This window comes from Streptomyces sp. NPDC048352, assembly GCF_040651895.1.
In the GTDB taxonomy this organism is placed as follows: Bacteria; Actinomycetota; Actinomycetes; order Streptomycetales; family Streptomycetaceae; genus Streptomyces.
On sequence record NZ_JBEZKZ010000117.1, the window covers coordinates 1 to 15,302 of the forward strand.

19 protein-coding genes are annotated in these 15,302 nt (G+C 74.4%); 6 read left to right on the plus strand and 13 right to left on the minus strand.

Annotated elements, in window-relative coordinates; genetic code table 11:
* Nucleotides 1–59: 59 nt before the first annotated feature.
* From AB0D45_RS33065 to AB0D45_RS33105, 9 genes are all read right to left on the minus strand, one after another.
* Entirely contained in the window at nucleotides 60–758 is a 699-nt protein-coding gene (locus tag AB0D45_RS33065; protein ID WP_362466044.1) for a phosphoadenylyl-sulfate reductase, read from the minus strand.
* The gene (locus AB0D45_RS33070; protein WP_125815005.1) at nucleotides 755–934 is read right to left on the minus strand and encodes a hypothetical protein; all 180 of its coding nucleotides are present in this window, start codon (nucleotides 932–934) and stop codon (nucleotides 755–757) included. The genes AB0D45_RS33065 and AB0D45_RS33070 overlap by 4 nt, the downstream gene beginning before the upstream one ends.
* Nucleotides 931–2,637, minus strand: coding sequence for a nitrite/sulfite reductase (locus AB0D45_RS33075; RefSeq protein WP_362466047.1), 1,707 nt, complete (start codon nucleotides 2,635–2,637; stop codon nucleotides 931–933). The genes AB0D45_RS33070 and AB0D45_RS33075 overlap by 4 nt, the downstream gene beginning before the upstream one ends.
* A 220-nt stretch (nucleotides 2,638–2,857) precedes the next feature.
* On the minus strand, nucleotides 2,858–2,941 hold the full coding sequence (locus tag AB0D45_RS33080; protein ID WP_312847410.1) for a putative leader peptide: 84 nt from the start codon (nucleotides 2,939–2,941) through the stop codon (nucleotides 2,858–2,860).
* Between the two features lie 233 nt (nucleotides 2,942–3,174).
* On the minus strand, nucleotides 3,175–3,780 hold the full coding sequence (locus tag AB0D45_RS33085) for an alkaline shock response membrane anchor protein AmaP (RefSeq protein WP_362466050.1): 606 nt from the start codon (nucleotides 3,778–3,780) through the stop codon (nucleotides 3,175–3,177).
* Between the two features lie 46 nt (nucleotides 3,781–3,826).
* Nucleotides 3,827–4,492: a DUF6286 domain-containing protein gene (locus AB0D45_RS33090; RefSeq protein ID WP_362466052.1), complete on the minus strand. Its 666-nt coding sequence runs from the start codon at nucleotides 4,490–4,492 to the stop codon at nucleotides 3,827–3,829.
* 35 nt (nucleotides 4,493–4,527) lie between these two features.
* Nucleotides 4,528–4,944: an Asp23/Gls24 family envelope stress response protein gene (locus tag AB0D45_RS33095; protein WP_362466055.1), complete on the minus strand. Its 417-nt coding sequence runs from the start codon at nucleotides 4,942–4,944 to the stop codon at nucleotides 4,528–4,530.
* A complete protein-coding gene (locus AB0D45_RS33100) occupies nucleotides 4,941–5,120 on the minus strand; it encodes a hypothetical protein (protein ID WP_361609237.1) in 180 nt (59 codons plus the stop codon). The genes AB0D45_RS33095 and AB0D45_RS33100 overlap by 4 nt, the downstream gene beginning before the upstream one ends.
* 66 nt (nucleotides 5,121–5,186) lie before the next feature.
* A complete protein-coding gene (locus tag AB0D45_RS33105) occupies nucleotides 5,187–5,690 on the minus strand; it encodes an Asp23/Gls24 family envelope stress response protein (protein ID WP_361609239.1) in 504 nt (167 codons plus the stop codon).
* 170 nt (nucleotides 5,691–5,860) lie between these two features.
* Here AB0D45_RS33105 and AB0D45_RS33110 point away from each other — a divergent pair, with 170 nt between their 5' ends.
* The 3 genes from AB0D45_RS33110 to AB0D45_RS33120 are packed head-to-tail and all read left to right on the plus strand — an operon-like array spanning nucleotide 5,861 to nucleotide 7,535.
* The gene (locus tag AB0D45_RS33110; RefSeq protein WP_362466058.1) at nucleotides 5,861–6,514 is read left to right on the plus strand and encodes a sigma-70 family RNA polymerase sigma factor; all 654 of its coding nucleotides are present in this window, start codon (nucleotides 5,861–5,863) and stop codon (nucleotides 6,512–6,514) included.
* Nucleotides 6,505–7,185: a hypothetical protein gene (locus AB0D45_RS33115; RefSeq protein ID WP_362466061.1), complete on the plus strand. Its 681-nt coding sequence runs from the start codon at nucleotides 6,505–6,507 to the stop codon at nucleotides 7,183–7,185. The genes AB0D45_RS33110 and AB0D45_RS33115 overlap by 10 nt, the downstream gene beginning before the upstream one ends.
* Nucleotides 7,182–7,535, plus strand: coding sequence for a hypothetical protein (locus AB0D45_RS33120; RefSeq protein ID WP_362466064.1), 354 nt, complete (start codon nucleotides 7,182–7,184; stop codon nucleotides 7,533–7,535). The genes AB0D45_RS33115 and AB0D45_RS33120 overlap by 4 nt, the downstream gene beginning before the upstream one ends.
* A 45-nt stretch (nucleotides 7,536–7,580) precedes the next feature.
* Here the strand turns inward: AB0D45_RS33120 and AB0D45_RS33125 are convergent, their stop codons facing one another.
* The 3 genes from AB0D45_RS33125 to AB0D45_RS33135 all read right to left on the minus strand — a co-directional run bounded on the left by AB0D45_RS33125 (nucleotide 7,581) and on the right by AB0D45_RS33135 (nucleotide 11,452).
* Nucleotides 7,581–8,144, minus strand: a complete 564-nt coding sequence (locus tag AB0D45_RS33125; protein WP_362466067.1) for a GNAT family N-acetyltransferase — start codon at nucleotides 8,142–8,144, stop codon at nucleotides 7,581–7,583.
* 5 nt (nucleotides 8,145–8,149) lie between these two features.
* The gene (locus tag AB0D45_RS33130; protein WP_362466079.1) at nucleotides 8,150–9,415 is read right to left on the minus strand and encodes a GAF domain-containing protein; all 1,266 of its coding nucleotides are present in this window, start codon (nucleotides 9,413–9,415) and stop codon (nucleotides 8,150–8,152) included.
* A 393-nt stretch (nucleotides 9,416–9,808) separates the two neighbouring features.
* On the minus strand, nucleotides 9,809–11,452 hold the full coding sequence (locus tag AB0D45_RS33135; RefSeq protein WP_362466070.1) for an acyl-CoA dehydrogenase family protein: 1,644 nt from the start codon (nucleotides 11,450–11,452) through the stop codon (nucleotides 9,809–9,811).
* Between the two features lie 17 nt (nucleotides 11,453–11,469).
* Between AB0D45_RS33135 and AB0D45_RS33140 the strand changes: the two genes are divergently transcribed.
* Together AB0D45_RS33140 and AB0D45_RS33145 are read left to right on the plus strand one after the other, a co-directional pair.
* Nucleotides 11,470–12,594 carry a YihY/virulence factor BrkB family protein gene (locus AB0D45_RS33140; RefSeq protein WP_361609251.1) on the plus strand — a complete coding sequence of 375 codons (1,125 nt, stop codon included), beginning with the start codon at nucleotides 11,470–11,472 and terminating at the stop codon, nucleotides 12,592–12,594.
* Nucleotides 12,595–12,621: 27 nt separating this feature from the next.
* Nucleotides 12,622–13,353 carry a helix-turn-helix transcriptional regulator gene (locus AB0D45_RS33145; protein ID WP_362466073.1) on the plus strand — a complete coding sequence of 244 codons (732 nt, stop codon included), beginning with the start codon at nucleotides 12,622–12,624 and terminating at the stop codon, nucleotides 13,351–13,353.
* Here AB0D45_RS33145 and AB0D45_RS33150 read toward each other — a convergent pair.
* A complete protein-coding gene (locus AB0D45_RS33150) occupies nucleotides 13,287–13,685 on the minus strand; it encodes a VOC family protein (protein WP_361609255.1) in 399 nt (132 codons plus the stop codon). The genes AB0D45_RS33145 and AB0D45_RS33150 overlap by 67 nt on opposite strands.
* Nucleotides 13,686–14,032: 347 nt before the next feature.
* Between AB0D45_RS33150 and rsgA the strand changes: the two genes are divergently transcribed.
* Entirely contained in the window at nucleotides 14,033–15,130 is a 1,098-nt protein-coding gene (gene rsgA, locus AB0D45_RS33155) for a ribosome small subunit-dependent GTPase A (protein ID WP_362466076.1), read from the plus strand.
* The last annotated feature ends 172 nt before the right edge of the window (nucleotides 15,131–15,302 follow it).

Below are 15,302 nucleotides of genomic sequence, written 5' to 3' on the forward strand. Positions count from 1 at the left end.
GGCGCCCTGGTCGCTCACGCTCATCTGCTTCGTCTCCGTACGTTCTTCGCTCGTCGTCATCAGCCGTGCAGTCCGCACTCGGTCTTGCCCCGCCCGGCCCACCGGCCGGCCCGGGCGTCCTCGCCCTCCGCCACCCGCCGGGTGCACGGAGCGCAGCCCACCGAGGCGTAGCCGTCCATCAGCAGCGGGTTGGTGAGCACACCGTGCTCGGTGACGTAGGCGTCCACGTCGTCCTGGCTCCAGCGGGCGATCGGCGAGACCTTCACCTTCCGCCGCTTCTCGTCCCAGCCGACCACCGGGGTGTTCGCCCGGGTCGGGGACTCGTCGCGGCGCAGGCCCGTCGCCCACGCGTCGTACGCGGTCAACCCCTCTTCCAGGGGCTTGACCTTCCGCAGCGCGCAGCACAGGTCCGGATCGCGGTCGTGCAGCCTCGGGCCGTATTCGGCGTCCTGCTCGGCCACCGTCTGCCGGGGGGTGAGGGTGATGACGTTGACGTCCATCACGGCCTCGACCGCATCACGGGTGCCGATCGTCTCCTCGAAGTGGTAGCCCGTGTCGAGGAACACCACGTCCACACCGGGGAAGGCGCGGGACGCCAGGTGGGCCACGACCGCGTCCTCCATGGAGGAGGTCACGCAGAACCTCTTCCCGAACGTCTCGGCCGCCCAGGTGACGATCTCCAGCGCGGAGGCGTCCTCCAGGTCGCGGCCCGCCCGTTCGGCCAGCGCCTTGAGACTCACGTCTTGAGTGGTGGTCATATCTCGTCCCCTCCAGCGGTGTTCGACTGAACGCCCCGGGCCAGCAGCCCGAGGTACTTCAGCTGGAAGGCTCGGTTGCAGGCCCTGCATTCCCAGGCGCCGTGACCCGTCTCGTGGGGAAACAGGTCCTCGTCGCCGCAGTACGGGCAGTAGAACGGTGCGGCGCGCTCGCTCACGAGAGGTCCTCGTCCTTCGCACGGCCGACCCAGGCGGCGAAGCGCTCGCCGTCCTCACGCTGCTCCTCGAAGCGCGTGACGACCCGCTCGACGTAGTCGGGCAGACCGGCCGAGGTGACCTTGAGGCCGCGGACCTTGCGGCCGAAGCCGGCCTCCAGGCCGAGGGCGCCGCCCAGGTGGACCTGGTAGCCCTCCACCTGGTTGCCGTCGTCGTCCAGGACCAGCTGGCCCTTGAGACCGATGTCCGCCACCTGGATACGGGCGCACGCGTTCGGGCAGCCGTTGATGTTGATGGTGAGCGGCTCGGCGAAGTCCGGCAGGCGGCGCTCCAGCTCCTCGATCAGCGAGGCGCCGCGCGCCTTCGTCTCGACGATGGCCAGCTTGCAGAACTCGATGCCGGTGCAGGCCATCGTGCCGCGGCGGAACGGCGACGGCTTGACCCGCAGGTCCAGCGCCTCCAGCGCCGCGACGACGGAGTCGACCTGATCGGCCTCGATGTCGAGGACGATCATCTTCTGCTCGGCGGTGGTGCGCAGCCGGCCGGAGCCGTGCTGCTCGGCGACGTCCGCGATCTTGGTGAGGGTGGCGCCGTCCACGCGGCCGACGCGGGGCGCGAAGCCGACGTAGAACCTGCCGTCCTGCTGCTGGTGGACGCCGACGTGGTCGCGCCACTGGCCGCTGGGCTGCTCGGGCGCGGGGCCGTCGGTCAGCTTGCGGTTGAGGTACTCGTCCTCCAGTACCTGGCGGAACTTGGCCGCGCCCCAGTCGGCGACGAGGAACTTCAGGCGGGCGCGGGTGCGCAGCCGGCGGTAGCCGTAGTCGCGGAAGACCGAGATGACGCCCTCGTAGACGTCGGGGACCTCGTCCAGGGAGACCCAGGTGCCCAGGCGGACGCCCAGCTTCGGGTTGGTGGAGAGGCCGCCGCCGACCCAGACGTCGAAGCCGGGGCCGTGTTCGGGGTGGTTCACGCCGACGAAGGCGACGTCGTTGATCTCGTGCGCCACGTCGAGGAGCGGCGAGCCGGAGACCGCGGACTTGAACTTGCGGGGCAGGTTGGAGAAGTCCGGGTTGCCGACGATGCGGCGGTGGATCTCCTCGATGGCGGGGGTGCCGTCGATGATCTCGTCCCGGGCGATGCCCGCGACGGGCGAACCGAGGATGACGCGGGGCGTGTCACCGCAGGCCTCGGTGGTCGAGAGGCCGACGGCCTCCAGGCGCCGCCAGATCTCCGGGACGTCCTCGATCCGGATCCAGTGGTACTGCACGTTCTGGCGGTCGGTGAGGTCGGCGGTGCCGCGCGCGAACTCCTCGCTGATCTCGCCGATGACGCGCAGCTGCTCGGTGGTCAGCCGGCCGCCGTCGATGCGCACGCGCAGCATGAAGTACTTGTCGTCCAGCTCCTCCGGCTCCAGGATCGCGGTCTTGCCGCCGTCGATCCCGGGCTTGCGCTGGGTGTAGAGGCCCCACCAGCGCATGCGGCCGCGCAGGTCGTTGGGGTCGATCGAGTCGAAGCCCGTCTTGGAGTAGATCGTCTCAATGCGCGTCCGCACGTTGAGACCGTCGTCGTCCTTCTTGAACTGCTCGTTGCCGTTGAGGGGTGTGTGGTGTCCGACGGCCCACTGGCCCTCGCCGCGGTGACGGCCGGTCTTGCGGCGCGCTGCGGCTGCTGGGGCGGCTGCGGGCGTTTCAGGGGTGGCGGCCATGGCTGGGTACGTCCTTCTTCAACGGCTCGAGGTGGAGGCAGGGGGGAGCGGCGGCGCGCCCCTGTCACACTGGAGTCTCTGAGCAGGTGTGGCCGACGGCCGCCCGTGTGTCGGGGTTGCCGACAGGCAGGGGGCGGCGTTCGGCCTCAGGGGGCTTGCGGGTGATCGACGCGTCCGCGGCGGCGGGGACTGCGGCGATGTGCGGCGGTTGCTGGTTCCGTCAGCGCGCCGGACAGATGGCGCTGGACATGCGGCCGAGGTCGACGTGCCGCCGACTCACCAAGGCAATTCCAGCTCCATTCATGGCCGAAGCGTGTCATGTGCCGATTGGAGGAGTCCACTACTGTCCACGATCCGGACGAAGTCGTCCCGGATCGTGGGACCGCGTGACCCGGGTCACGCGGCCCGGGGCCGCTGGGCGGGGCGGGGGCGGGAGCTCACGGGCGCTTTCCGGCCCGCACACCCGGCTGCCCGGACCGCCTGGAGCCGCGCTCGGGAACGCCTCCACCGCCTCCGCCGCCGGCGGCCGCGCGGCCCCTATTCGACCCGGCGCGCCTTGTGCGGGGTGACTCCGAGCTCCGCCGTCGCGGCGAGGCGGGTCCTGCCCGTGGCCCGGCGGGCGCGTGCCAGCGGGCCGTCGCAGAGCTCCTGGAGGACGGCGCCGGGCTCGCTTCCCGGGGCGAGGGTGAGGTCGAGATGGGCCTCCGGGTGGCCTGGGGAGCCGTCCAGCCGCGCCCGGGCCTTCCGGACGCCGGGCTGCCGCCCGGCGTCGGCGGCCAGGGCGTCGCCGAGGGCCTGCTCCCGCAGTTCCACACCGTCCACGGCGGGGTCGTCCCCGACGGAGACGTGGCCGGGGTGCGTGCGGCGCAACTGCGCCACCAGCCACCACAGGGCGAGCAGGAGGACGACGGCCAGGACGGCGATGACCGCCGGCCACCACCACCCTTCGTCCGTCCAGCGGGTGCGGTCGCCGGCTTCCAGCGGGACGTCGCGGGAAGTGGTCAGGGGCCAGCCGTCGGGCGGTGTCACGCGCCACCGCCGGTACAGGTCGAAGCCGCCCGCCAGAACGAGGAGCCCGCAGCCGAGCAGGACGACGCCCGTCAGGGCCAGCAGGACCCGGTTGACCGGGGATTTGCTCTTCATGGGATCCGATTCCTGTCTCTCGGCTCGCCGGATGGCGCCGGCACCGTCACTTCGGGCGGGCCCGCGTCCGCACGGCGAGCGACGGCGGGCGGGCGAGGGCCAGCCGGTCGATCTCCTCGCGCAGCGCGGCCGTCAGGTCGGCCCTGACGTCGGCCGGGGCGCGGAAACGCGCATCGGCGCGCACCTTCACACGGCGCCGGCCCATGCGGATCCTGGCGCCGCTGACACCGGGGACCCGCATGGCCGCGTCCCGCAGCAGCAGGACCGCGGCGTCACGGTCCAGCACCGCCCGCAGCCGCTCGTCGGGGGACCGCAGGGGCAGCCGTCGGCGCAGCCCCGGCGTGAGCGCCAGGACGAGCAGCCACAGGCCGAGGACGGCGAGGACCGCGGCGCCCACCCGCACCCAGACGTCGTCCACGGAACGGGTGGCCAGCTCGTCGGCCAGGCGCACGCGCCAGGCGGAGGCGGGCCGGCCGGTGCGGACCCGCACCACGTCGAAGAGGAGGAACCCGGCCGCGGCGGCGATGGCCAGGGCCGTCAGCGCGGCGGGTATCCGGCGCGCCGACCACGGGCGCTTCCCGCGGTGGGTGACGCCGGACCGCGGGCCGTCCGGGGGTGGCGGCCGGGTGGACTGCTCCACCGTGCGGGAGGTGACCTCGTCGGGTGCGGGGACCGGCTCCCTCTCCGCAGGGGGGTCTTCTGCCTGGTTCATGCCGGCTCTCCTTCCCGGAGGCTCTGCCGTCCCGCTCACCGCACACGGCGGGACTCCAGCCCGCCGGAGGGAATCAGGTGCTCGATGACGAGGGTCACTTCGGTGATGCGCATCCCGGTCAGCAGGGCCACCCGCTCACGAACGTGGTCCCGCACCTGGCGCGAGACCCGGGCGAGGTCCGCCGGGTAGGGCAGGTCCACCGTCAGCGCCAGCCGCGCCGCGCCGCCGCCGACCGCGACGGAGGCCTGCGGAGCGGCCGGCCCGGCCCGGGCCGAGGGGCTCGGCGCGGCATACGCGGCCAAGGCCTCCCGCGCCGCGCGGACCGCGATGCGCGCCACCACCTTGTCCGGGATCACCGTGGCGCCGCGCTCGGCCGCCGGTACGGCCGGCCGGTCCGCCGGCGCCGTCCCCGCGGGATCCCCGGGCGGGGCAGGGGCGGCCGGGGTGGTCACCGCCGGTCCTTGGGCCGGACGAAGTCGGAGACCTCCAGGTCACCCTGCAGCATGCGGCCGAGCACCAGGCCGAGCAGGCCCAGGAACGCCACGAGCAGGAACGCCCAGAAACCGCCGAAGAATGCGGCGAAGCCCAGGGCGATGCCGGCGAACATGCCGGAGGTTGCTGCGCTCATGTCACTCACCTGTCTTCTCGTCGTTCTCTCGTGCCGGGCGGCGCGGGGCCGGGGCGGGCCGCGGGGTCACTGCACGCGGCCCTCGCCGTCGTCCTCGTCCTCCTCCTCGTCGGGGAGGTGGACGTCGTCGACGGTGATGTTCACCTCGACGACCTCCAGGCCCGTCATCCGCTCCACGGCCGTGATGACCCCGGTGCGGACGTCGGCGGCGACGTCCACGATGGGAACGCCGTACTCCGTGACCACGTCGAGGTCGATGGCGGCCTGCACTTCGCCGACCTCGACCTTCACGCCGCGCGACAGGCTGGAGCGTCCGCCGACCTTGTCCGACACGGCCCCGAGCGTGCGGGCCATGCCCGAGCCGAGGCTGTGGATGCCCGGCACCTCGCGGGCGGCCATCCCCGCGATCTTCTCGACCACGCTGTCGGAGATGGTGGTCTGGCCCCGCGTCTCCGGCGCCGTCCCCGCGCCGGTGTCGCCCTTCAGGGACCGTCCCGCAGGGCGTCCGGCGGCGGTGGTGCGGCTCGTGGGAGCCCTCGCCTCCTCGGCGGGGTTGACGATGTCCGACATGGGGACCTCCCCAGGGGTGGTGTGTCCGTCGGGGCGCCGGTGCGGTGCCCTCACCCGTTGGACACCTCCCCGGGACTTTCCTCACGCGGCCGTCCCGACGGTCACCGCCTAGGATCGAAGGGTGCGTACGCGGGCCGCGGCGACCGTCTCCGGAAGAAAGCGAGCGGCGGATGCGCAACCGGACCAGACCCCCGCCCCCGCGCGGCGCCGGACAGCCGTTCCCGGCGGCCCCGCGGCTCCCCGCCCGCCCCCCGACGGGCGGCGGTGGCTCCCCCGATCCCGGGGACCTGGACGACACCGTGCTGGCCGTGCGGGCCGCCGAAGGGGACGAAGACGCCTTCGGCGTCCTGGTCCGCCGGCACAGCAGCCGCCTGTTCGCCCTCGCCCAGCACCTGCTCGGGAACCGGGCCGATGCCGAGGACGCCGTACAGGAGGCCTTCCTCAGCGCCTGGCGGCGGCTGCCGGAGTTCCGCCACGGCGCCTCGTTCGGTACCTGGATGTACCGCATCGTCACGAACCGCTGCCTCAACGCCCTGCGCCACCGGCCCCGCCCCCTGCCGCTGGACACCGTCCCCGAACCCGTCGCCGCGGACGCCGACAGCTCACCGCCGAGGGTGGCGGAGTCGGACGCGGCGAGCGCGGCCCTGGCGCGGGCCCTCCTGGAACTGCGCCCCGAGCTGCGCGTGTGCTGGGTCCTGCGGGAGCTGCACGGCCTGCACTACAGCGAGATCGCCCACGTGACGGGCAGCAGCGAACAAACGGTACGCGGCAGGCTCTTCCGCGCACGACGCGCTCTGACGGAGGCGATGCGCCCATGGCGCTAGACGACCCGCACCCCCTTGCCCGCCGCGCGCGCGGGGCCGTGGATGCCCGCGCCGCAAAGGCCCCCCCGCCCCGGAGCCCCGGCGACCCCGCCCGGGCGGAACCGCTGCCCTGCGGACGCCCCCTGGGCCGGGCCTGGCAGCAGGCCCGCGACCCGCTCGCCGCGCTGGACCCGCACACCGCCCGCTGCCCCTACTGCCGGGAGGCCGTCGAGGGGCTCGCGGCCCTGGACCGGGCCACGCGGGCGCTGCGGGCCGAGGAACGGCCCCCCGCCCCCGGCCTCGCCGACCGCGTGATCGAAGCGGTCCGGACCGAGGTGCGGCTCGGTGCCGTGCTGCTGCTGGACGACCCCGGCCGCGGCCTGCGCATCGCCGAGAGCGCCGCCGCCAAGGCCCTGCGCCGGGCCGCCGACACCGTCCCCGGGGCCCGCGCCGCCAGCTGCCGCCTCACACCCCTGCGGGAGGACCGCGCCGCCCACCTCGTCACCCTCACGCTCGCGGTCGCGGTCGACCAGCCGCTGCGGGAGCGGGCCGAGCGGGTGCGCCAGGCCGTCCTCCAGGCGGCCGACCACGTCCTCGGCCTCGCCGTCGCCGCCGTGGACCTCGAGATCGACGCCGTGCTGGACCTTCCCCGCGTGCCGGGGCGCCGGCGGGCCGAACCGAGCCCGCGATGAGCGCCGCCCACCGCGAGGAGGTCCACCGCATCGCGGCCCGGGCGGCCCTCGACGTGCCCGGCGTGGCAGCGCTCCAGCCCTCGCTCGCGGAGCGGCTGGCCCTCTCGGCCCCGCGGCCCGCGGCAGCGGCCGCCGCCGCGCGGGCACCGGCGGGGGGCATCCGCGCCGCCCACACCCCGGAAGGCGGCTGGCACGTCGAGGTGCGCTGCGTGCTGCGGGCTGACCGGCGGGCGGTCGACATCGCCCGGCAGGTGCGGGAGCGCGTGGGGAGTGCGGTCACCGCGTGGCTGGCCCAGCACGACGCGGCCGCGCCGCTCACCGTCCTGGTCACGGTCACCGGCACCGTATAGCCGCCCCGCCCCCTGACCGCCCTTCGCCCAGCGGCCCGGGCAGGCTCACGCGCCCGGCCAGGGACCCGGGGTGGGGGTGTCCTCCTTGGGTTCCGTTTCCGTCTTGAAGACCTTGAAGCCGCGCCGCTGGTAGTTGTCCATCGCCGTCGGCCCGTCCTGGCTGCAGGTGTGCACCCAGACCCGGCGCGTCGGCTCGCGGTCCGGCCAGCGGGACGCGAGGTCCCAGGCGCGGGCCGTGCCGAAGGTCAGCAGGTGCCCGCCGATGCGCCGGCCCCGGAAGTCCGGCAGGAGCCCGAAGTACATGATCTCCACCACACCGTCGGGCTGCGGGTCCAGCTCCACGTACCCGGCCGGGGTGCCCCGGTCGTACGCCACCCACGTCTCCACGCCCGGCCGGTCCAGCAGCGCCACCCACTCCGCGCGGGTAAGCGACAGCCGGTCCGTCCAGTGGATGTCCCCGCCCACCGAGGCGTACAGGAAGCGGCTGAACTCGGGGGACGGAACCTCGGCGCGGGCGATGGTGATCTCCGGGCCCGGTACCGCCGCGGGGACGAGGTCCGACGCCGAGGTCATCTCGAGGGACCAGGTGGTGAGGGTGATGGTGCTCATGCCGTTCAGGGAATCACGGCCGCCCCGCCGAGGCCCAGGCGGGCCCGGACCACCGCGGGGGCGGTGGAATGGGGCAGCAGCCGGCCCGGGTCCGCCGGGCGGATCAGCTCGACCTCCACGTCCTCCGCGAAACGGTACGGCCGGTGCGTCAGCACCCCCGCCAGGTGCCGCCGCACCCGGGACAGCTCGGCGCGGACGGTCACCGTGCGCGTCGGGTCCCCGAACAGCTCGGCGGCCAGCTCCGCCGCCGTCCGCCCGCGCGGGCTCTCCGCCAGCAGGAACAGCAGCTCCGCGTGGCGCGGGCTCAGCTCCTGGGACCAGCTCCCGGCGGCCCCGTACACCGTCGCCGACCAGCACCGGGGCCGGCTCAGGTCCAGCACCACCCGGCTCACCACCGGGGCGCCGGCGCGCGGCTCGGCCAGCCGCAGCAGCCAGCCCCCGGGCAGCGGCTCCGCCACGCAGTCGCCCAGCTGCGGGACCCACACCGGGCCGGGACCCAGCCCCTTCGGCAGGGCGACCCGGTCGGCGGGGGCCAGCCCCGTCACCGCCGCCGTCCAGCCGAGCGGGTCCACGGCCAGGGCCCGCCCGGGCAGCCGGGCCAGCAGCGGGGCCGCCACCGCCCGCAGCCGCTCCAGGGACTCCAGGTGCCGCACCCGCAGCTCCCGCTCGGCGAGCCGGGCGACGGAGCTCACCCAGGCCAGGGTCGCCGGGTGCATGGTGTCCAGCGGCCCGCTGACGTCGATCACGCCCAGCAGCCGGCCGTCCCGAGGGTCGTGCACGGGCGCCCCGGCGCAGGTCCAGTCGTGGTGGCTGGAGACGAAGTGCTCCGCCGAGAACACCTGGACGGGGCGACGGGCCACCAGGGCGGTGCCCACCCCGTTCGTGCCGACCACCGCCTCGTCCCAGTCGGCCCCCACCGCGAAGCCCAGCCGGTCCGCCTTGCGCAGGATCGACCGGTGCCCCTCCCGCCACAGCAGCCGCCCGTCCGCGTCGGCGACGACCATGATGTGCAGGGCCTCGTCCAGCGCGGGCAGCAGCCCCTCGCGCAGCACCGGGAGGATCTCCCGCAACGGCGAGACCTGCCGCCGCTCCTCCGTCTCGGCGGCGGACAGCATCCGCGAGCGGGCGTCCCGGTCGGGGTGCACCCCGCCGGCGAGCATCCGCCGCCAGGACGCGGCGATCTCCGGCCGGGGGGCGGCCGGCGGGCGGTCCCCGGCCAGCGCGGCGGCCCGTACCCCCTTGAGCAGGCGCGTCGCCTCCCGCGCGTCCATGGCCGAGATGCGCGCCACGTCGACCGCGCTGCCTGCGGTGTTGGCCACCGGAACCTCCCCGTGCTGAACAGGACGTACTGCGCGACCCGCCCCGCCGCGCGCGCCCCTTCCCCGGGCACGTGCGGCCGGCGGTTTCCGCACCGAAGGAATGCAGGGTTGCAACGGTATGCAACCCTCGCCAACCTCCGGTCACCCGACCGAAACTATCGGCACGCCGCCGAGCGGCGTGACAGCTCCTTCCTCGGGGCTCATGGACCAGGGGTGGTGCCGAGTCGGCGCGGCGCCACCCCGGGTCCCACCTCCACGGGCTCGGATCCGGCGCTGAGCGCTCCGGCGGCCGTAGTGGTTTGGGGACCACCGTGGCCAGGGAGCACGGTGGTTTGGGGACCGCCGTCAGCCCGTGATCCGCGCCCGTGCCACCACCGCGGCCAGGTCCAGGGTGTGCGGCAGCGTCCCGAAGGCCGACCCCCGGTCGCCGCCGAGCCGGGACGCGCAGAACGCGTCCGCCACCTCCGGCGGGGCCCACCGCACCAACAGCGAGCCCTGCAGGACCAGGGCCATCCGCTCCACCACCCGGCGGGCCCGCGCCTCGATGCCCTCCAGGTCGGCCAGCTCCGTCAGCAGGTCCTTGACCGCCGCGTCCAGCCGGTGGTCGGCGCCCCGGGCCAGCCCGACCTCCTGGAGGAACGCGTTCAGCGCCTGCGGCTCCCGCTGGAGCGCGCGCAGCACGTCCAGGGACTGGACGTTGCCCGAGCCCTCCCAGATGGAGTTCACCGGGGATTCGCGCAGCAGCCTGGGCAGCCCGGACTCCTCGACGTAGCCGTTGCCCCCCAGGCACTCCAGGGCCTCCGCCACCATCGGCGTACACCGCTTGGTCACCCAGTACTTCGCGGCGGGCACCGCCAGGCGCAGGAAGGCCCGCTCCTGCTCGGTCCCGGCGTCGTACGCGGCCGCCAGGCGCAGTGTCAGGGTCGTGGCCGCCTCCGACTCCAGGGCGAGGTCGGCGAGGACGTTGCGCATCAGCGGCTGGTCGATGAGCGGCGCTCCGAAAGCAGAGCGGTGCTCCGCGTGGTGGACGGCCTGCGTCAGGGCCTGCCGCATCAGGGACGCGGAGCCGATCACACAGTCCAGCCGGGTCGCCGCGACCATCCCGATGATGGTCCGCACCCCCCGGCCCTCCTCGCCCACGCGCCGCGCCCACGTCCCGTCGAACTCGATCTCGCCCGACGCGTTCGACTTGTTGCCCAGCTTGTCCTTCAGCCGCTGGATCGCGAACGCGTTCCGCGTCCCGTCCGGCAGCACCCTCGGCACCAGGAAGCAGCTCAGCCCTCCCGGCGCCTGCGCCAGCACCAGGAAGCCGTCCGACATCGGCGCCGAACAGAACCACTTGTGCCCCGTCAGCAGGTACTCCCCGGAGGCGTCGAGGGGCACCGCAGCCGTCGTGTTCGCCCGTACGTCGCTGCCCCCCTGCTTCTCCGTCATCCCCATCCCGAAGAGCACCCCGGCCTTCTGCCCGGCCGGCCGCAGCCCCTCCTCGTACACGTGGGAGGTCAGCCGCGGCTCCCACTCCGCGGCCAGCTCCGGATCCGCCCGCAGCGCCGGCACGGCCGCATGCGTCATCGAGACGGGGCAGCCGTGCCCCGACTCGGCCTGCGACCACAGGAAGAAGCCCGCCGCGCGGCGCAGGTGCCCGGCCGGGCGCCCCCAGGCGTCGGTCAGCCCCGAACCCACCGCCTGCCCGAGCAGCCGGTGCCAGGCAGGGTGGAACTCCACCTCGTCGATCCGGTTCCCGTACCGGTCGTGCGTCCGCAGCACCGGCGGGTTCTCGTTCGCCTGCCGGCCCCACTCCTGGGCCTGCGCCGAACCGGCCGCACGCCCGATCGCCGTGAGCTCCTCTCGCACCTCCTCCCGCAGTTGGGGGGCCGCGTCGGCCAGATGCCGCTCCACGCCCTCGGTGAGGGCCCGGTCGCCGAGGTACACCTCGTGGCCCACGAGCGGCGGGGCCTGGTTGCTGATTGTGTGGGTGGTGGCTGCCATGCCGATACCGTAAGGACGTGCAGCCAGCAAAAGAAACACCCGAGGGGATCCCGGAACACCCGGGACGGCTCCACCGGGCCCGCGCCCTCTACCGCAACGTCTCCAAGCGCAAGATGGGCTGGCTGCTCCTCAAGGACACCGTCAACTCGTGCATCGAGTACCGGATCCTCGGGCTCGCGGCCGAGGCGGCCTTCTTCACCCTCCTCTCCCTGCCGCCGCTCTTCCTCGGCCTGCTCGGCCTCCTCGGCTACGTCGACGGCTGGACCAACACCCAGTCCGTGGCCAGCATCGAGGAGAACATCCTGCGCGCCGTCGGCACCGTCCTGTCCGACCGGGGCGTCAACGAGATCGCCAGACCCATGCTCGACGACGTCACCAGCCGGGGCCGCCCCGACCTGATCTCCCTCGGCTTCGCCTTCGCGCTGTGGTCGGGCTCCCGCGCCGTCAACGTCTTCATCGACACCATCACCGTCATGTACGGCCTCGACGGACACCGGGGCATCGTCAAGACCCGGTTGCTCGCCTTCCTCCTCTACGTCATCGCCCTGCTGATCGGCGCGATCGTGCTGCCACTGATGGTCGTCGGGCCCGACGCCGTCGTCCGCCTGGTGCCCTGGAGCACGGAGGTCATCGCGGTCCTCTACTGGCCGGTGGTCACCCTGCTCTCCATCGCCTTCCTGACCACCCTGTACCACGTCTCCGTCCCCGTCCGCTCCCCGTGGATCGAGGACGTGCCGGGCGCGCTGGTCGCGCTCGCCATGTGGGTGCTCGGCTCGTTCCTGCTGCGGATCTACCTGACCAACACCGTGGAGGGGCCCACCATCTACGGCTCCCTGGCCGCGCCCGTCGCGATCCTGCTGTGGATCGGCATCTCCGCCTTCGCGGTACTCGTGGGGGCCGCCGTCAACGCCGCCATCGACCGGGTCTGGCCCTCGGTGGCCACGGCGGCCGCGCGCGAGGCCAACGAACGGGTCCGCGAGGCCGAGGCCGCCCGGCTGGTCGCCCGCGCCGCCGCCTGGCGGGCCCTCGCCGAGGGGGAGTCCGAGGACGACGAGGACGCCGGGATGCCGTCGGAGTTCCCCGAGCGCTGGTCGAAGTTCCTGCCGCCCGACGACTACACCTCCCGCCTGCGCAAGCACTGACCGGCGGTGACGGCCTACCGTGGCGGTGTGTACGAGGAAGCGCCGTCCCGGGTCGTCACCGGGGCCGTGGTGTGGCGGGCCCGGGGACCCGGCTCGGTGGTGCTGCCCGACGGGTGCATGGACCTGCTGTGGACCGGCGGCCGGCTGTTGGTCGCCGGCCCCGACACCGGCCCGCACCCCGCAGGCGAGGTCCCCGGCCGGGCCTTCGCCGGGCTGCGCCTGGCCCCCGGCACAGCGCCCGCGCTGCTCGGCGTACCGGCCTGTGAACTGCGCGACCGGCGGGTGGAGCTGGCCGACCTGTGGCCCGGCCCCGAGGTACGCCGCCTCACCGAGCGCACGGCCGCCCACGAGGACCCGTGCGCGGCCCTCGAAGCGCTGGCCCGGGCCCGCCTCGCCGCCGCCGGCCCGCCCGACCCGCTCCCCGCCGAGGTGGCGGCCCAGCTCCGGGCGGGGCAGCCGGTGGCCGCGATCGCCCGGGCCGTCGGCCTCGGGGAACGCCAGCTGCACCGGCGCTCCCTCGACGCCTTCGGGTACGGCCCCCGCACCCTGGGCCGGGTGCTGCGCCTCCAGCGGGCCCTGGCCCTGGCCCGGCGCGGGCTGCCGCAGGCCGAGGTGGCCTGCGCCGCCGGGTACGCCGACCAGGCCCACCTGGCCCGCGAGGTGCGCGCCCTGGCCGGGACCACGATGGGGGCCTACGCGGCCTCGGTGGGGGCGAAGAGCGAGACCCCGCAGCCGTCCGGGTCGAGCACCACCGCGTAGCGCTGGCCCCAGAAGGCGTCCCAGGGCTCCAGGTGCCCCTCGTACCCGGCGCCCGTCAGCTCCGCGTACAGCGCGTCCACCTCGGCGGGAGACCCGCACGCGAAGGCGAGTTCCCGGCGCTGGCCGCCCGTCGGCCGGGTCCAGGAAGGGTCGAAGGAGCGGACGGTCTCCTCCGTGTCCCACGCGACGCGCAACCCTCCCGGCAGGGCGGTCTCGACGTGGGGCCGGTCATCGGCGTCGGCCGGGACGTCCAGGCCGAGCCGGCGGTAGAAGGCGAGCGAGGCGGCCATGTCGGAGACGACCAGGCCGATCATGTCGAGTCGTGGAGTCATGACCGCAGGCTAGGCAGGCGAACACCCGGCGGTCTTGAACGAAACGGACATGCCGGGGCGGTGCACGGGCCGGGCGAACAATTCGTTGGTGCCGGAGCCGGGAGCGGGTTATCGTTCCGGAAGTCACGCAGCGCGGCGCCGACCGCCTTGCGGGGCAGCCGCGTTGGCACGTCGAGAAGCAGGACCGGAAACAGGAGGTGAGGACATTGATGACTGTCACGGTGACGGGTGTTGCCCGCATTCAGGAGTTCATCATCGTTTCCGCCCCCGTGGTCTCCGGCTGACCTCACACCACTTCGCACCGCCGCCGAGCGGGCGCTGCCGGGGCCACCCGTGAAGGGTTCCCCTTGACTCTCTCTTCTTCACCGTCGCAGTCCTCCCTGTCCTCCTTCGGGTGGGACGAGGCATGGGCCGCCGCATTCGCCCCGTACGCCGCCCAGGGCCTCCTCCCCGGCCGCGTGGTCCGGGTCGACCGCGGCCAGTGCGACGTCATGACCGAGGACGGCGTGGTCCGCGCCGACACCGCGTTCGTCACCCCCCACGACCCGCTCCGGGTCATCTGCACGGGCGACTGGGCCGCCGTCGAGGCGACCGGGAACCCGCGCTACGTGAAGGCGTACCTGCCGCGCCGCACCGCCTTCGTGCGGTCCACCTCCTCGCAGCGCTCCGAGGGGCAGATCCTCGCCGCCAACGTCGACCACGCGATCATCGCGGTCCCGCTCGCCGTCGAGCTCGACCTCGGCCGGATCGAGCGGTTCCTCGCGCTGGCGTGGGAGTCGGGAGCGCAGCCGCTGGTCGTCCTCACCAAGGCCGACCTCGTCCCGGACCCGGCCGCCCTCGCCTACCTGGTCCAGGACGTGGAGACCACCGCGCCGGGCGTGCAGGTGCTCACCGTCTCCTCCCACACGGGGGAGGGCACCGACGTGCTCGCCGCGGTCGTCGCCGACGGTACGAGCGTGTTGCTCGGGACCTCCGGCGCCGGCAAGTCCACGCTGGCGAACGCGCTGCTCGGCGCGGACGTCATGGACGTGCGGGAGATCCGTGAGGTCGACGGCAAGGGCCGCCACACCACCACCACGCGGAACCTGCTCGCCCTGCCGGGCGGGGGCGTCCTGATCGACACCCCGGGGCTGCGCGGCGTGGGCCTCTTCGACGCGGAGGCGGGGGTGGGGCAGGTGTTCTCGGAGATCGAGGAGTACGCCGAGCAGTGCCGCTTCCACGACTGCGCGCACGAGGCGGAGCCGGGGTGCGCGGTGCGGGAGGCGGTGGAAGAGGGCGCGCTGGCGGAGCGGCGCCTGGAGAGCTACCGCAAGCTGCTGCGGGAGAACCAGCGGATCGTGGCGAAGACGGACGCCAGGCTCCGGGCGGAGATCCGGCGGGACTGGCGCATGAAGTCGGCGGTAGGCCGCGCGAACTACGCGGCGAAGCGGGGCGGTCGGGCCTGACCCTGCCCTGGCCGGGCCGTTGGCCTGGCCGGGCGGGGTGTGGCTTGCCGGGGTGCCGTGGGCCGGGGTTGGCCCGTTGGGCGGGTGTTGGGGGCGGGGTGTTGTGGGCCGGGGTCGGGGGCGGGGTGGGGTGTCGTCCGGGACGGGCTTCGATGTTCGGCGCCTGTTCCGG

Bases quoted from the DNA above. Each gene is read 5' to 3' on its own strand.
- AB0D45_RS33110 (WP_362466058.1), top strand. From the start codon at position 5,861: ATGCGCAACCGGACCAGACCCCCGCCCCCGCGCGGCGCCGGACAGCCG.
- AB0D45_RS33080 (WP_312847410.1), bottom strand. From the start codon at position 2,941: ATGAATGGAGCTGGAATTGCCTTGGTGAGTCGGCGGCACGTCGACCTC.
- AB0D45_RS33075 (WP_362466047.1), bottom strand. From the start codon at position 2,637: ATGGCCGCCACCCCTGAAACGCCCGCAGCCGCCCCAGCAGCCGCAGCG.
- AB0D45_RS33150 (WP_361609255.1), bottom strand. From the start codon at position 13,685: ATGACTCCACGACTCGACATGATCGGCCTGGTCGTCTCCGACATGGCC.
- AB0D45_RS33100 (WP_361609237.1), bottom strand. From the start codon at position 5,120: ATGAGCGCAGCAACCTCCGGCATGTTCGCCGGCATCGCCCTGGGCTTC.
- AB0D45_RS33085 (WP_362466050.1), bottom strand. From the start codon at position 3,780: ATGAAGAGCAAATCCCCGGTCAACCGGGTCCTGCTGGCCCTGACGGGC.
- AB0D45_RS33135 (WP_362466070.1), bottom strand. From the start codon at position 11,452: ATGGCAGCCACCACCCACACAATCAGCAACCAGGCCCCGCCGCTCGTG.
- AB0D45_RS33120 (WP_362466064.1), top strand. From the start codon at position 7,182: ATGAGCGCCGCCCACCGCGAGGAGGTCCACCGCATCGCGGCCCGGGCG.
- AB0D45_RS33090 (WP_362466052.1), bottom strand. From the start codon at position 4,492: ATGAACCAGGCAGAAGACCCCCCTGCGGAGAGGGAGCCGGTCCCCGCA.
- AB0D45_RS33065 (WP_362466044.1), bottom strand. From the start codon at position 758: ATGACCACCACTCAAGACGTGAGTCTCAAGGCGCTGGCCGAACGGGCG.
- AB0D45_RS33105 (WP_361609239.1), bottom strand. From the start codon at position 5,690: ATGTCGGACATCGTCAACCCCGCCGAGGAGGCGAGGGCTCCCACGAGC.
- AB0D45_RS33115 (WP_362466061.1), top strand. From the start codon at position 6,505: ATGGCGCTAGACGACCCGCACCCCCTTGCCCGCCGCGCGCGCGGGGCC.
- AB0D45_RS33125 (WP_362466067.1), bottom strand. From the start codon at position 8,144: ATGAGCACCATCACCCTCACCACCTGGTCCCTCGAGATGACCTCGGCG.
- AB0D45_RS33130 (WP_362466079.1), bottom strand. From the start codon at position 9,415: ATGGACGCGCGGGAGGCGACGCGCCTGCTCAAGGGGGTACGGGCCGCC.